11 protein-coding genes are annotated in these 15,717 nt (G+C 52.0%); 3 read left to right on the top strand and 8 right to left on the bottom strand.

Features of this window, described 5'->3' with window-relative positions; genetic code table 11:
- Positions 1-132: 132 nt before the first annotated feature.
- Genes macA through ACTG2S_RS08350 form a run of 3 tightly spaced genes read left to right on the top strand, consistent with a single transcriptional unit; the run spans position 133 to position 4,633 of the window.
- Complete coding sequence (macA, locus tag ACTG2S_RS08360) at positions 133-1,296, top strand: macrolide transporter subunit MacA (RefSeq protein WP_139740677.1); 1,164 nt, start codon at positions 133-135, stop codon at positions 1,294-1,296.
- A complete protein-coding gene (locus ACTG2S_RS08355; RefSeq protein WP_129504403.1) occupies positions 1,293-3,266 on the top strand; it encodes a MacB family efflux pump subunit in 1,974 nt (657 codons plus the stop codon). Before macA ends, ACTG2S_RS08355 begins: the two co-directional genes overlap by 4 nt.
- Positions 3,267-3,268: 2 nt before the next feature.
- Positions 3,269-4,633, top strand: coding sequence for an efflux transporter outer membrane subunit (locus ACTG2S_RS08350; protein WP_376890834.1), 1,365 nt, complete (start codon positions 3,269-3,271; stop codon positions 4,631-4,633).
- A gap of 536 nt (positions 4,634-5,169) precedes the next feature.
- Here the strand turns inward: ACTG2S_RS08350 and ACTG2S_RS08345 are convergent.
- From ACTG2S_RS08345 to ACTG2S_RS08310, 8 genes are all read right to left on the bottom strand, one after another.
- Complete coding sequence (locus ACTG2S_RS08345) at positions 5,170-5,580, bottom strand: H-NS family histone-like protein (protein WP_167572285.1); 411 nt, start codon at positions 5,578-5,580, stop codon at positions 5,170-5,172.
- 609 nt (positions 5,581-6,189) lie between these two features.
- Positions 6,190-7,929 carry a PglL family O-oligosaccharyltransferase gene (locus tag ACTG2S_RS08340; protein ID WP_274161010.1) on the bottom strand — a complete coding sequence of 580 codons (1,740 nt, stop codon included), beginning with the start codon at positions 7,927-7,929 and terminating at the stop codon, positions 6,190-6,192.
- 124 nt (positions 7,930-8,053) lie between these two features.
- On the bottom strand, positions 8,054-10,129 hold the full coding sequence (locus ACTG2S_RS08335; RefSeq protein WP_201936897.1) for a YjbH domain-containing protein: 2,076 nt from the start codon (positions 10,127-10,129) through the stop codon (positions 8,054-8,056).
- The gene (locus ACTG2S_RS08330; protein ID WP_201936899.1) at positions 10,126-10,872 is read right to left on the bottom strand and encodes a capsule biosynthesis GfcC family protein; all 747 of its coding nucleotides are present in this window, start codon (positions 10,870-10,872) and stop codon (positions 10,126-10,128) included. Before ACTG2S_RS08330 ends, ACTG2S_RS08335 begins: the two co-directional genes overlap by 4 nt.
- Positions 10,869-11,540, bottom strand: coding sequence for a YjbF family lipoprotein (locus tag ACTG2S_RS08325; RefSeq protein WP_201945624.1), 672 nt, complete (start codon positions 11,538-11,540; stop codon positions 10,869-10,871). The genes ACTG2S_RS08330 and ACTG2S_RS08325 overlap by 4 nt, the downstream gene beginning before the upstream one ends.
- 90 nt (positions 11,541-11,630) lie before the next feature.
- The gene (locus tag ACTG2S_RS08320; RefSeq protein WP_201936903.1) at positions 11,631-11,885 is read right to left on the bottom strand and encodes a hypothetical protein; all 255 of its coding nucleotides are present in this window, start codon (positions 11,883-11,885) and stop codon (positions 11,631-11,633) included.
- A 93-nt stretch (positions 11,886-11,978) separates the two neighbouring features.
- A complete protein-coding gene (locus ACTG2S_RS08315; protein ID WP_234918284.1) occupies positions 11,979-12,947 on the bottom strand; it encodes a Wzz/FepE/Etk N-terminal domain-containing protein in 969 nt (322 codons plus the stop codon).
- A gap of 73 nt (positions 12,948-13,020) precedes the next feature.
- A complete protein-coding gene (locus ACTG2S_RS08310; protein ID WP_201936904.1) occupies positions 13,021-15,645 on the bottom strand; it encodes an SLBB domain-containing protein in 2,625 nt (874 codons plus the stop codon).
- Positions 15,646-15,717 lie beyond the last annotated feature (72 nt).

Raw genomic sequence — 15,717 nt, 5'->3', positions numbered from 1 at the left:
GCTTACTCCTTTCACGGCTTATTGACAGTTAACGCCATAACTTTGCTTACATATTTGCGGCTGTTATTTATCAGGGCTTTGCTGCAGGATAATCGCCGCGCACAACCTTTTCCGTTTCCATTCAGGTGATCGATGAACATAACCCCCAAGCAGAGAACCCTGGCCATCACCATGTTGATCGCCGTGGTGCTCCTCGGCTGGCTGCTCTGGCCCAGTCAACCACCCAAGGCGATGCTGACCGCTCAGGTGACCCGCGAGGATATTGCCCAGACCGTGCTGGCCAGTGGTGTGCTGCAGGCCGTGGAGCAGGTGGATGTGGGGGCACAAGTCTCCGGTCAGGTTACCAAGCTGGCCGTCGAGGCCGGTGATCAGGTCAAGCAGGGAGACCTGCTGGCCGAGATCGATCCCCTGATTGCCCAGAACAACCTCAAGACGGCCGAGGCGGAGCTTGCCAGCAACCGCGCCCAGCTCAAGATCAAGCAGGCACAACTCAAACAGAACGAGCTCGCCTGGCGGCGCCAGCAGCAGATGTTCAAGCAGGAGGCGAGCTCACGGGCCGATCTGGAGAGTGCCGAAGCCCTGCTGGCGGTCACCCGCGCCGAACTGCAAAATAGCCAGGCCAATATCGACAACGCCCTGATCAAGGTTGATCGGGCCAAGACCGAGCTGGGCTACACCAAGATCCTGGCGCCAATGGATGGCACCGTCATCAGCATTGTGACCCGTCAAGGCCAGACCCTGGCAGCCAGCCAGACGGTACCAACCGTGCTCAAGCTGGCCGACCTCGATACCATGACGGTCAAGGCGCAGATTTCCGAAGCCGATGTCACCAAGGTCAAAGCCGGCATGCCGGTCTACTTCACCCTGATCGGCGATCCGGATACCCGCTATCAGGGTACGCTTCGCGCCGTGGAGTTAGCGCCTACCAACATCAACGATCAGGCTACCACAGGCACCACCACCAGCAATGCGGCTGTCTACTACTACGCCCTGTTCGATGTACCCAATCCCGACCATACCCTGCGGGTCGCAATGACCACCCAGGTGACCATTGTGCTCGGCGAGCGCAAGCAGGTGCTCACTGTGCCGCAAACCGCTCTCGGCAAGTCGCTGGGTGACAACGAGTATGAAGTCACCGTGATCAAGGAAGATGAGACGACCGAAACCCGTCATATCAAAACCGGTATGAAGGACGAGATCCGCATTGAGGTGATCAGCGGGCTGAGTGAGAAGGAGGAGGTGCAGCTCAATCACGGTGCCCCCGCCGACAATGATGAGATGGCGGTGATGCTATGAGTGAGCCCCTGAACCAGCTGCCGTTGATCCAGCTGAAAGGGGTCGAGCGACGCTACCAGAGCGGCGACAGCGAAGTCACCGTGCTCCACCCTCTTGACCTCACCATCTCCGCAGGAGAGATGATCGCCATTGTCGGCGCGTCCGGCTCCGGCAAGTCGACCCTGATGAACCTGCTGGGTTGTCTCGATAGTCCGAGCAGCGGCCAGTATCTGTTTCGCGGTCAGGACACCGCGACAATGGATGCGTTGGCGCTGGCCCGGCTGCGCTGCCACCACTTCGGCTTTATCTTTCAGCGCTACCACCTGCTGCCCCATCTCGATGCCGCCGCCAACGTGGAGATCCCCGCCGTCTATGCCGGCACCAGTCGCCCGGATCGCCAGGCGCGCGCGCGTCAGCTACTGGGCAGACTGGGTCTGGCCGATCGCAGCCACCATACCCCGGGTCAGCTCTCCGGCGGTCAGCAGCAGCGGGTCAGTATCGCCCGGGCGCTGGCCAATGGCGGCGAAGTGATCCTCGCCGATGAACCGACCGGCGCACTGGATAGCCAGAGCGGCAAGGAGGTGATGGCGATCCTCAAGGAGCTGCACGCTCAGGGCCACACCATCATTCTGGTCACCCACGATATGAACGTGGCCAGCCATGCCGACCGGATCATCACTCTCAAGGATGGTCGGATTGAACAAGATAGCGGCCCCTGCCAAACGGCCGTGTTGGCCCCAGCCACCGCTGTAGCCCCTCAAAAAATAGCGCCCACTAAAGGCGCCATGGGCCACGACTGGGATCGCTATCGGGAAGCGGGACGGATGGCGATGCATGCCATGCTCGCACACCGGATGCGCACCTTCCTCACCATGCTCGGCATCATCATCGGTATCGCCGCCGTGGTGAGTGTGGTGGCGCTGGGGCAAGGGGCACGCGCCAAGGTGATCGACCAGATCAATGCGATGGGCACCAACACCATCGAAATCTTCCCGGGCAAAGGATGGGGCGATGAGAAGATGGCCAGCATCCAGACCCTCAACAAGGGAGATCTCGATGCTCTGCTGGGGCAACCCTATCTTGCGGGCGCCAGCCCCGAGATCGGCAGCTCAGGCCAGTTGCGCTATCGCAACAAGACCAACAGCGGCAACGTGACCGGGGTCGGCAACGACTATTTCAAGGTAAAGGGGATGACGCTGGTCAGTGGTCGCTTACTGGAGTGGCAAGATATCCAGCAGCGTGCCGCCGTCGCCGTGGTGGACAAGAAGAGTATCACCAGCCTGCTTGGCAAGGAGGAGCCGGTCGGCAAGGTGGTACTGGTCGGCACCTTGCCGGTGCGGATTGTCGGTGTGGTTTCGCAGGAGACCGGCTTCGGCCCCACCAGCCAGTCGGTCAATATCTGGCTGCCCTACAGCGCGGTGATGAGTCGCCTCATCTCGCAGCACCACTTCAGCCAGATCACTATCCGGGTCAAGGACGGGGTACAACCGGCACTGGCCGAGCAGGCGGTGATCGAGTTGATCACCAAGCGCCACGGGGTGAAGGATTTCTTCACCTTCAGCAGCGACAGCATCATCAAATCGGTGGAGAAAACCACCGCCACCATGACCCTGATGGTCTCGGCCATCGCGGTGATCTCGCTGATCGTCGGCGGGGTGGGCGTGATGAACATCATGCTGGTGTCGGTGGTCGAACGCACCCGCGAGATCGGCATTCGCATGGCCGTGGGCGCCCGCCAGTCGGATATTCTGCAGCAATTCCTGATTGAGGCTGTGATGGTGAGCCTGCTGGGGGGCATCTTCGGCGTCGGCCTCTCGCTAGGCATTGGCGCACTCTTTTCACTGCTGGTGGACTCCATCAAGATGCAGTTCTCGCTCTTCTCCATCCTGATGGCCTTTGGCTGCTCATCACTCATCGGGATCCTGTTTGGTTACCTGCCGGCACGCAATGCGGCGCGGCTCGACCCTGTTGTCGCACTGGCGAGGGAATAACAATGCACAAACTCTCCTGGCTGGCTCTCTGCATGGCCCTCAGCGGCTGCAGTCAGCACAGCACCTATCAAAGACCCGAGCTGACGATTGCCCCCACATGGCAACAGGCAGAGGGCACCCAACTGGCTACGCAGGCTGGCCCCTGGTGGCGGGAATTTCATGATCCCCAGCTCGACAAATTGGTCGAGGCGGTTCTGGCCGCTAACCCGGACATGCATGTGGCGGCCCTCAAGTTCAAAAGCGCCCGACTGGGCGCCGAGCAGGCCGATACCAACCTCACGCCTTCGGTCAATGGCACTATCGCCGCCAGTGGCAACAAGGATCTGAAAACCGGCAAAGACACCAACAGTCTGGGCCCCTCGCTGAGCCTCAGTTACGAAGTGGATTTGTGGGGCAAGCTTGCCTCGGTGCGAGATCAGGCAAGCTGGGAGGCGGCGGCAAGCGAGCAGGATCTCGCCAGCACCCGACTACTGCTGATCGGCAATACCCTGGAGCAGTATTGGCAGCTCGGCTATCTCGGCTCTGCCATCACCCTTGGGGAACAGCAGCTGGCCAACCTGACGCGAACCGAGCAGCTGACCCAAACCAAATACCAGGCAGGCGCCATCACCCGACTCGATCTGGCGCAGGCACGCCAGCAACTGGCAGGCAAGCAGGCTGAGCTGGCCTCCCTCAAGGCGCAGCAGGAACAGGCTCGCAATGCCCTGCGTCTGTTGCTGGGCCGCAGCAGCGGGCCGCTGGAGTATGCACCCGCTTCCCTTGCAAAGCAGACCATTCCTGAACTTGCGGTGGGTATTCCGGCCGATGTGCTGGCACGCCGCCCCGACGTCAAAGCGGCCGAATTGCGGCTGCGCAAGACGCTGGCAAAGGGGGACGAGATCCGCACCAGCTTCTACCCCAGCCTGACCCTGACCGGCAGTGCCAGCACCGCATCCGATAGATTGGCGCAGGTGCTGCAAAATCCGGTCGGTACGCTGGGAGCCAGCCTTGCCCTCCCCTTCCTTGAATACAACCGCACCCAGCTCGCCATCGAAAGCTCAGAGCTGGATTACCAGATCGCTGAAACCGAGTTTCGCAAACAGCTCTACACCGCACTGGTGGAGGTGGAAGACAATCTGGCCGCACGCCACTATGGCCAGCAGCGACTCGATTATCTGCAGGAGCAGCTGAGTTATGCCCGGGAGGCCGAACGCCTGGCCAAGGCTCGCTTCCAGGCGGGTGCGACCGGCGTGCAAGCCTGGCTCGATGAGCAGAACCGACTGTGGGATGCCCAGCAGAGCCTGTTGGCCCAGCAAAAAGAGCAGCTCACCACCACTGCCAAAATCTATCGCGCCCTGGGTGGCAGCGATAGCGTGGCGCCCCGATAACGCCTCCCCCTAATATTCCCCACTCTGCCTGTAGAGTGGGGAATACCATCGCCATCGACCGCACAGAATTCCCTCGCCCACACGGCAGACGAACGCCATTGCCCATCATCAGGGGCAGTCATGGCAGCGCAGCCAATTACATGCATCGGCGACCCTGAATATCCCGGCCATACCTTGCGGCTCTCTCTACCTCACGCACCCTGATCGGAGATAACGGTTACCGGATATTCCATCAGCAGAGAGCTCGGGGCTCTTGCCGAGCGGCTTCCCGTGAATCGTGAGAGACATATCCGAAGCGCATATCTGCACGACGCATACAAATAGCGATATCACGCTGTTAATCCTGCACGACAAAATTAATCGCAAACAACGATTGATATTGAGCAAAGTAACAGTGAAGTGAAACGACGGTAAAAAGGATACAAGCGAGGATGTAGATAGCAGTGGGGCGGAAGGCGGATTGGATAACCACGAGTAAAACGGCAAAAAATAATGCCGCTCTTGGGCGGCATTATTCAATCTCGGAACCTGACGAATTAGATCAGGAAATCGTTCAGGTCTTTACCCAGTGCTACTTGAGCAGCAATGGCTTTCGGCATACGGCCTTGACCGGTCCAGGTTTTTTCCTGGCCATCTTCTTCGTACTTGTATTTAGCCGGACGCGGAGCACGCTTGCTCTTGGCTGCGCCAGTTGCAGAAGCCGGAGCAGCGGCAGTCGCCAGCAGCTCGCGAGGATCAATACCAGCCTGCTGCAGCATTTCGGTGAATTCATTCAGCTTGCGCTGACGCTCTTCCTGTTCAGCACGCTCCTGTTCAACAGAATCGGCGCGCTCTTGGTAAACCAGGTCAAACTTCTCTTTAGCTTCCAGCAGTTGCTCAAACGGCAGCTCACGAATAGCCGCACGCAGACTGCGAATGTTCAGCAGAACTTTCAGAAACTCGTTCATTATTTCCTCACAAAAAAGTCGGTTACAGTGATAACTGTTTCAGAATAGCATGGACAATTCGCGAGAACATACAGTTTTTCTATATTAACGTTCTTTTTTTCTTAAATTTCACCATCAAGATCGAATGCTTGCCACTATCAATAACAAACTGGCTGGAATGCAGATCTTCTGGGTAGAGAGGTGATTACCATCTTGTGTTCAAGAAACATCGGTATTTCAAGACTCATTAATTTCCAGTTCAGCATCCAACAAAACTAACTCGGTAACCTGCTTTATAAGCCTGAGCGAACATTTCTACCATACGTTCAACATCATGTGACAAGACTATGCCTATCTGTTTAGCAATGAACACGTCTAGAACCTGTCCCTTCACCCGATGATGAAGGGGATACTCCCAATTGACTATCAACCCCTTCAACGCCATCGACAAATTTACATATTAATCAATTGGTTGGGATCGCCACATGACATTTAAAATATGCCTTTCATAGCCCGTTTGACAAACGCATGCGTCCGAAAACAGACTGTTCAGATACTGGTTGTCCAGAAGGGAAAAAATAAAAAAGCCAGCCGTTTTTAAGGGCTGGCTTTCTATGTATCCAAATAGCACTATTTATTTTTGGTTATATTCTTGCCTGATTGGTCAACACCGGTAATCACTGCCTGTGAAGCAGACCCAGTTAAAAGGGGCTCGGTTGGATAGAGCTTAAGTGCTTCAGCTCGCATCGCATTGGCCTCCTCTGTACGACCCAATGCATTAAGCGCGATCACCATATTGGCGTATATGTTGGCACGCGGTGTATGGCGTACGAATGCCTGCCCCCACTCCAGATAAGCTTCCAGTTCGGTCTTGTTATTTGTCTGCAAGCCCACCATCAGACGAACTGAGTTCACATCAAACTCGACTCGGGTCAACCAAGCCATGGGATTGACGATATCAAGTAGCAAGGTCGGCTCTTTATACCCACCCCGTTCATATTTGGTGACTACCCATGCGGTGTGAATTGCTGTGAGCATAAAGGGAACGACCAGCAGCGGGATAGCGATCGCCATAAATCGCAGTAACAGCCATGGGCGGCACTCCATATCCCACCATGATGAGAAACCCTGACTCGCTAGGTTGGTCTCCTCAATTTCGGTATCGATGATATAAATCAGCGTCAGCAACAGCCACCATAACACGATCGCATGGTAGAGAGGGTATTCCGTCTGGGTATGAAGCAATATTGGGGTAACCAAGGCAAGCAGCCCCATGGCATGCACCCAGCGCACACTCGCCAGACGCCATAATAATGCACCTCCCATGATCACCATGCCGACCATGGGTGCAATACCGCCCTCAACAGCCCAATAGAGAAACTCGTTGTGGGGGTGGTCAAGATTGTACTCAATCTGCACCATGGACGGATTCAGTGCTTTATCAGCCATGTAGTGATGGAGAAAAACAGATTCAAAACTGCCGTATCCCCATCCACTCCAAGGAGCCTGTGCAATCAGTTTTACCGCATAAGGCCAGTAAATAGAGCGCATACCGCCGGACTGATAGATCTCTAATCCTCGTTTTGCTCCAGCCAGCCAATATTGTGATAACAGGCCAATCGCTACAGCCAAAATAACCAGACCCAATATCCGCCATAGCAGCCGCTGTCGATAAAGCTGAGGCATCAGTAAGAACAGGGCTAGCAGGCCGCCTAACTGCCCCACTCGGGATTGCAAAACAACGAGCAGCAGTGCTGAAGATAGAATGACGCCATAGCGCAACGCCATCAGCAATCGCCCCCCCTCTCGGCGTAATTCCAGCCAGATAGCAAGGGCAAGGCCAGTTGCCATAAATGTCGCCATCACATTTGGCTGTTGAAAGATCCCGTAAGGGCGATTGGCCTTGGTGTCATAGCCAATCCAGTTTCCTGGCGTTAAGAGGTAGAATTGCACCAGACCCAGCCATGCCTCCATCGCGATCGCAATCAGGATGAGATAGAGCAAGCGATCACGCTGCGCCTTATCAAAGCGCCATTGATAGAGTCCAAACAAAAACAGCAGTCCAGCAAAAAGTCCCAGCAATCGGGGAATGGCATAATCCTTGAGTGCAAAACCTGGATAGAGCATCGGGAGCAGTAGCAAGAGAGCCCCTATACATAAGCCCGCTTGTAATGGAGAAAAGACAAGCCGTTGACGTAACGTCACCTGCCACAGTCCCAATCCAATAGCCAGCGAGGCAAACCCCCATCCCCACGCATTAAAGGGCAGATACAGCCCTGCGCCTCCCGGGTTGTGCATAAAAAAATGCATGCCCAACAACCAATAAGCGATACAAAGTACGCCAAACAAAACACGTAAGTATTTAATCATCATGCATTCCTAGCATAATTCTGCAGATTGCCATATCTCTTGGGTAGGTAATAAAAGGGCGAGCAGTTTACAACTGCTCGCCCTGTTTGATGAAAAAAGATAGGCTCTATGCAACTTTTGATTACTATAGCTCTGTCAAGCCGTAAAGACCATTCTTGCGGCTCAACATCTGGCCTCCATCCCGTGTCAAAGGAACCCATCCAATGCTTCCTTTCGCGGTTGTTGGCTTGAGCAGCATCAAATCAAACGGTATCGTGACATAAATTCCTTTGGTAAAGCTACCTTCACCATACTCGTCCGCAGAAACATCTGTAAATGTTGCATACCCCCCCAAGATAACCCCCGAATCAAACCGCTTGGAAAAGTCGAATGTAGCGCCTTTGTCACCAGCCAAATACTGACCCACGGAAACTTTGGCAGTGACATTATTCATGAATGGTAACTGCCAATACGCAGTAACATATCCGGTCATTACATCATAATCAGCCATTTTCAGGGTGTTGTTCCAGTCTCGCTGTTTCACCCAGTTTGCATCAACACCAATGGCCCAAGTCTTACCGTATGGGCGATAGAGTACCTCACTCCCAACGCCGGCATACATCATCTCCAAATATCCACCATAAGCTTGCCCGTACCAATCTTGAGCAAGTGGTTGCATATGGGTTAACTGCAAGTTGTTGAGTAATACATTAGAAGAATCGACATACTCACGAATCCACGTCCGAACCCGTGGTAAGGCAGCGCCATCTGGAGGAGGAGCTTTATAATTGAACTCATCGTAGTTATTAACCAGATTAACAAACAGCGTACTTTGCAAACTGTTGTTTTCATTTATACGCCAATCAGCATTTGCATTAATGCCTAACTGATACATATAGAAAGACTCAGCACCACCAAATGATTGCGTTAGGTCTGGGTCAAAAGAGTATGAAAATGACTTGCGCTCAGATGAGTAGATAGATTCTCCCTGAATTTTTCCTGCAGCCTGAACCGTCGATTTTTCATGTTGTTCTTCTCCCAACACCTGTACCACATTGGCACGACGAATAGATGGGAGATCGATGCGGGTTTCTTGCAACTGGAAGTTCGCCTTACGTTCAACAACATTCAGCTCATCGACCGTACCCGGCAAATAATTTGCGGCTAACAAAGAGGTTCTCTTCATCGCCTCATTCTGATCGCGATACTTGCTCTGCGTGCCGATGACAGTCACAGAATTGGAGGTTGTGTAAAATTCTGTATCCTGCCAACCAGCATTCTCTTTCAAATCGTCAGTTAGCGCCTTCCACTTCACATCAGTCATAGTGGCTGGAACTTGGTCAGGCTGATAAATGGGTCTCGGCTGATCAATATGAGCGGGTTTCATATCATTAAAGTTAGTCCGAAAAGTCACCCCCCACATCAAGGTGTTTCCTCTCTGCCAGCTTAGATGGCTATCCAGATTATCGAACACGCGGTACACTGCCCCTACATTCCAAGGGGAATCTTGAGAAATATGGCCAGCCTCCTCCTTACTATAATCATTGCCATCATATTCCAGCTTCAACCTGAGTGGCTGCCATGGTGTTTGATATTCAATTCCACCGAAGAGAGCAGCTGGACCATGAAACAGGCTATCAACTTCAAACTTACCGCCACTACCAGAATAGCCTGAATTCCTTTGACACCAGCTATCTTTATACTCACAAAATGGATTTTTAATATTTCCGCTTTCGGCTATATTTCCCCAGCCGATACCGACAGTAAAATCCAAAGGGCCATACCGTTTGCTAGCCGTCACAAACTCACTATCAAAGAGACCGGTCCCCATTAGATCTCTAAAGCCAACTGAAACCTGTGGCAGATAGTTAGATTCTTGCCAAAGGCGGAACTTGAAATCCATCCCTTTGTCTTTATAGGTTTGATCACCACTAAAATCTTCATATTTGCTATATTTTTTTGTTCTTATATCAGTATACCTTAGTGTCGCTTCAAACCACTCAAATGGCTGTGCCGAGATAGACCATCGACGATATTGGTCATTATCAACATAGTTGGCACTGAATTCGCCTTCTTTGGCCATTCGTGCGGTAGGAGTTTGAAGCAGACCCACCCCACCGAAATCACTTTGTGAGGGGCCATAAGGATCAATAACAGACTCAGCAGCACACACTGCCCCTGAAACAAAAATCGCAATATATTTCAATTTAGGCAGCATCATTCTGGTACTCGATTAGCAAGCAGAGTGGCAATACGAATATTAATATCCTTATATTGCTCTGGAAGGATTTGGGGATCAAAACCGACAAAGAGCGTAGCACCCGCCATAGGTTCACGATGCAGTTTGTTCCAATTAGCGACAGGAACGCGACTGATAGAACCGTCTGGCTGGATCAGAAACGCTTCATGCTGCGCAGCGCCAGCCAACAAGCGGTAATCCTGCCAATAGCTTGCCAAACTGGCACCAGGCTGAAGTGGCTGTTTACTGCGACCGTTAATCAGTCCTACGAAGTAGATAAAATCGGGCCTTGAAGCAAGGAAAAGGGTGTACTGCCCTTTTAATAGTGGATTACCATGCGGGTCAATTCTGGACTTGGCAGGATCTAATGCGATTGACAAACGGCCACTGACAGGAACTTTGTCCAGCTCTTGTAGTAACTGTTGCGTTGACTGGATCAATGAACCTTTGTCACCTGCTCGCATCCAAAGTACTTGAAGTGCTTTAATATCCTTGAGCAATTGCTCTTTAGTCATCTGAAATTCCGCTATGGTCTTTTCATTCGCAATTTGTGCAGTACGCCAATAGATATCATCTGGTAATTGAACATTAAATAACAGGTCTGCAAGTCTGGCACCATCATGCAACTCAATCTTCGCTGTAGCATGACGCTCAAAAATCACGTTTACATCAGCTTGAGCCAAAGCAAAAAATGGTATGAGACCGATCGTCAGGTATCTTTTCATAATGCGTACGGCTTTAATATTGTCATTTCAATCACCGGTAATTCCGGCCCCAATTGCTGCTGGCTTTTTAATACTCTGCCCGTACTAGGCTCAAACCAATAGTAATTATGCCAAGAGTTCTGGTCATGTCCGACACTGACCAACTCATCAATCAACATAACATTATGTGTTTTATCAAGGATTAACAGCTTTTCTGGGACAGCAGATATAAACTTAGCCCGCATGTCATATCCACTCAGATAATCCTTTTCCCATTCGGCAGAATACTGCCAAGACATAGCATCCAAGCTCAAAGATATATCGGGTACATTTACCATTTTTTGCAATGGATCAGGCCAAGTTGATGCTACTAAATAGAGATCATTTTCCAAACCCACCGTCTTGTGTAGTCGACCTGATTTGGTAACAAAAAGCTTATTATCAGAGCTCACCCAGCTCAATGAACCATCAGGATCTGCAAACGCAAGCACAACCAATGCCTGTGGATTATCACCCACTCGCAGATAGGCGCTCGCATAAGGTAATTCACGTACTTTTTCAGTCGTAACCTCCACATCATCCATTCCCAAAAGGGCATAGCGGAGAGTTGCATAGGTATCTAAACTGGTGGCGGAACAACCACTCAAGAGTAACAATCCCAAAGGTATAAACAAACGAAGAGAAAACATAGACGGGTCACTCAGTGGAATTGGAAAATGATTGCAAAGTGACAAAAATAAGGCTGCCAATGTGGCAGCCTTATTACAATATCGAACAACTTACTTGGTAGCAGTTGTTGTGTTAGTGCTGGTACTGGTGGAGTCGTCATTTGCGTTAGAAATAACAATCGCAGCCAGTGCAGCAGCACCAACGCCAACAGCAACTGCGGCAGTGGTACCAATAGCTGCGCCAGTGGCAGCAGCGCCGCCAGCAGCACCACCACCGGTGCTAGCTGCAGCAGCTACTTCTTCAGCTGCAAATGCATTTGAAGAGAGAACCAACAACGCAGCCAGAGTCAGGGCGGATTTTTTCATTACTCGTTTCCTTGTTTAAACGTGACTTAAAGTAATAACAGGATATCGTGAAACAAACCAATAAACCAGAATACGCCGCTCAGAAGAGCATTCTCATCTAGTGTTACGAAGTGGACGCCCCATAGCATGGCGTACCAAAACGATCATAACGCCTAACATGCCCCCAAGCAAAGTGCCTAATACTGCGATCAATGCCCGTTTGGGTTTCGCTTTTTCTTCAGCAACCACCGCAGGATCAAGGGTTTTAAACACGTACTCTTGATTCACTTCGGTTAACATCATAGTTTTGGTCTGATCCTCGATCAGTTGGTAGAACACCTTCTGCATATCTGCAACTGGGGTTTTCTCAAGCTGTGCTTTGAGATAGGTAATATTACGTGTCGCATCTGTTTGATCACGCAATTTCATGGCCTCATTGAGATCGGCAACCAGCCAGTCAACCCACTGCTTGGCAGACTCCGGAGAGTAGTACTCCACCGCCACCGTCACCAGCCCCGATTTGGCATCCTGACTGATACTGGCAAGTTCACGAAATGCCTTAACCAGCTCCCAGTCTGTTGGTTCAACCGACTTGCCAGATGGCACCTCTCGCACCCACTTTTTGGTGTCAACATCGTAGATTTGTTTATCAACAAGTAACTCGCCGGTCACCTTGTCAGCTTTAATAACTGCCAACAATGGCACTTCCAACTGATGCTGGCGAATAAATTGACTTAAAAATTGACGGGATTTCCCAATCTCGACTGCAATCGCAGTCTTGTCAGAACCACCGCCACTAAGGTTTACGCCTGCCAAACTGGCAAGACCACCAAACTGGGCAGCCATGGCAGCAAGCCCCCCCCCTTGTTGCTCAACAGACGGAGCCAGCAAGGCTTCCGAGCGATAAATATTGGGCAATGATATTGCGACCATGACAGCTATTCCCGCCCCCACCAAGGTACTGGCGACTATCCACCACTTACCACGCCACAGCGCTGCGAACAACTCACGTAAATCGATTTCATCTTCGCTCTCCCCATTCATTACCAATGGCAAGGGAGGGTGTTCTTTTAGTTGTGTCATAACAAACCGAATCTCAAAAGAGTCAGGTAGTCTTCACTACCTGACTGCATAGGTTGTCAAATGAACAATGTCATTACTTGATTGCATTCCATGCGACACCCAGTTGGTAGAGGATCTGAGTTGCTGAGGTCATGATACTCAGGTTATCCAGATAATCAGAATCAACCGGAACTACGATCGTATCGCCCGGTTCCAGGCTCTTGCGACCACCAAACCAGCTATCACCTGGCAGCATCACACTACCATTAGCCTTGATCACGTAGATACGGTCGGTATCCGCCTGTTTCTTGGTTCCCCCAGCACGACTCAAATAATCGTTCACACTCAGGTTGCCATCGTAAACGTGGGAAGAGGGAAATTGCACCATACCCTGAATAGAGACCACATTTTGTAACGCAGGCACATAAAGCTTGTCGCCATCTTGCAGCATCACGTCAGCCTGTTTGTCGCCAGACAAAATGGCCGGCATATCGATAGTCATGCGACCGACAGCCTTGCTGTTTTCAAGCTGATTGACCACCGTCATCGCCTCGGCTGGCGAGCTGGTGTAGTTGGCGATACTGGATTGACGACGCAAGGTCATCGTCGCGATCTCTTGCTTGAGTTCATCACGCAATAACGCGATGCGTTCTTCCTCCTGCTTGCGCAGCGCTTCACGAGCAAATACAGCGCCATTCGGGTTCGCATAAGGGGTTATACCGCCGACTCGCTGGATCAAGTCCTGTAGGCTTTCGCCACGACGAACTGTATAGGTCCCAGGATACTTCACCTCGCCAAACACCTGTACGGTTGCTTCTTCACGCCACTGAGGATGAGGCAATACGTTCAAGCTGTCTTTTGATTGCACCAAAGGTGAACCAGTTACCCGATTTGCAGTTGCCAAATCCAGACGCTGATTTTCAATTGCAATATCGTTCCCTCGTTCGCTAACACGAGACAACTCAATTACATTTGCCTGTTCGTTAAAACCGCCCGCAGCCATGATCAAATCATGGGTACGGCTATAGGGAGTCAAGGGATAGATCCCCGGGTATTTCACCTCGCCGCGCACTTCAGCAATCTGTACAGGCTTGCCTTGTGCAGCTTGCGCTTTCAAACGTTCAAGAACGGGAGCAAGAAGAGCCTGACGAGAAGCCCCCACAACTGCCTCTGTTGTAGTTGTGCCAGAAACCTCCGCCAACGTCATCTTCTCTTCTTTGGCAAGCTGTGCACGGCTGACATCGGCACCGGTACTGCTATCGACCGTATCAGCTTGTTGGGCAATACGTTGTTGCGCCTGCTTGTTGATAGAGGTAAACGGCGTGCGAGTATTAGCCTGTTGTATCAAGCGGTCGGTCGTATCATTGCTAAAGACAAGTACCTGATCACGCGGTTGCAAGCGAATGTCATCTTCGCCACCAGGCATTTGCAGGGCTCGCCCCAGATTAAATTGCAGCACCTCGATATTGCGCTGCGCATCCACTTCACGGACAACCAGGGCGTAATTCAAATCTGTGACAGAGGTCAGATCACGATCGGCACTTTGTAGAACCCGACTGATCCGCATTCCAGGTTGGAAGCTGAATACACCTTCACGAACCACGGCACCTTTTACCACAATCGCCTGGCTATATTCGGTACTGCTCGGCTTGACCGTGATCTTGTCACCATCGCGCACAACAAACTGGCGATCATGCTGACTTGCCAGATTCAAGTTGAATACCCGCATTCCGGTTTCACCATAACGGGTCACCGAAACCTCTTTGAGCGCAGCAGCCTTCATGCCGCCGGCCAACCCCAGCACATTAACCAGGGCTGCCGGGCCACTCAATTCATAAATAGCGGGGCGTTTCACCAGACCATCGATGCTCACTTCAATCCCTTTGGCAGGGATAAACACTGTGTCACCGGAACGCAAACGAATATCCTGACTGGTGTCGCCCCATACCAGCATCTTGTAGAGGTCGACATCGATCACTTTCTGCCCAGCACGCTTGACCTGGATCTTGCGCAGCGACCCTACGGTGTCGATGCCACCTGCGGCTTGCAAAGCCTGGGTCACTGTCGCCATGCCATTGACGTTGTAAGCACCAGGGCGATAGGCATCGCCCATCACAAAGACCTGCATGGTGCGCAAAGCACCAAAACTGATAAACGCCTCTACACCAATCTTTTGCTCTTTGATCCGGTTTTCCAGCTCAGTGCGTAGTTGCTGGAAAGTCTGGCCACTGGCAGCAATCGGACCAAGTGACGGAAAGTCGATAAAACCCTCACGGCCAATCGCAAGGCTGTAACTCGCATTCTCCTTTCCATAGAGCTGGACTCGTATCTCGTCACCCGGGCCCATCACATAATCGTCGGCCACGGGCATATCCACCACTGGCGCATCGGTCAGCGGTTCACCGGCAAACACACTATAGCCAAAAGGCTGTAATTCCCCATCTTGCGCCGCACCTGCGACCAAGGGCCGCTGAGATGCCTGGCTGTAATCCACTTCACGTGGGGCCGCCACAGGCGCAGTGTTGACCGGCGTGACACTGCTTTGGCTGTTACTCCCTCCGACCTGGGATGGATCGATACCATACTGAGCGGCCAGTGCCTGCTGCTGGGCAGGAGACAGCTGTTTAAATTTGGCCATCATCTCGGGCGTAATTTGTGGCGCCGCCATAAGCGGCAAGCCCACCAAAGCCAGAGAAAGAAGCAATCCCTTTTGATTCATCTTGATAAAATCCACCACATACAAAAATATTGATGCCACCCACGGCATAGACAGGCGGCATCATAACAAAAA

The organism is Aeromonas sp. 82P, from assembly GCF_051919365.1.
GTDB lineage: Bacteria > Pseudomonadota > Gammaproteobacteria > Enterobacterales > Aeromonadaceae > Aeromonas > Aeromonas veronii.
Note: the sequence above shows the minus strand (reverse complement) of the source record. Positions and strands in the feature narration are given on the sequence as shown.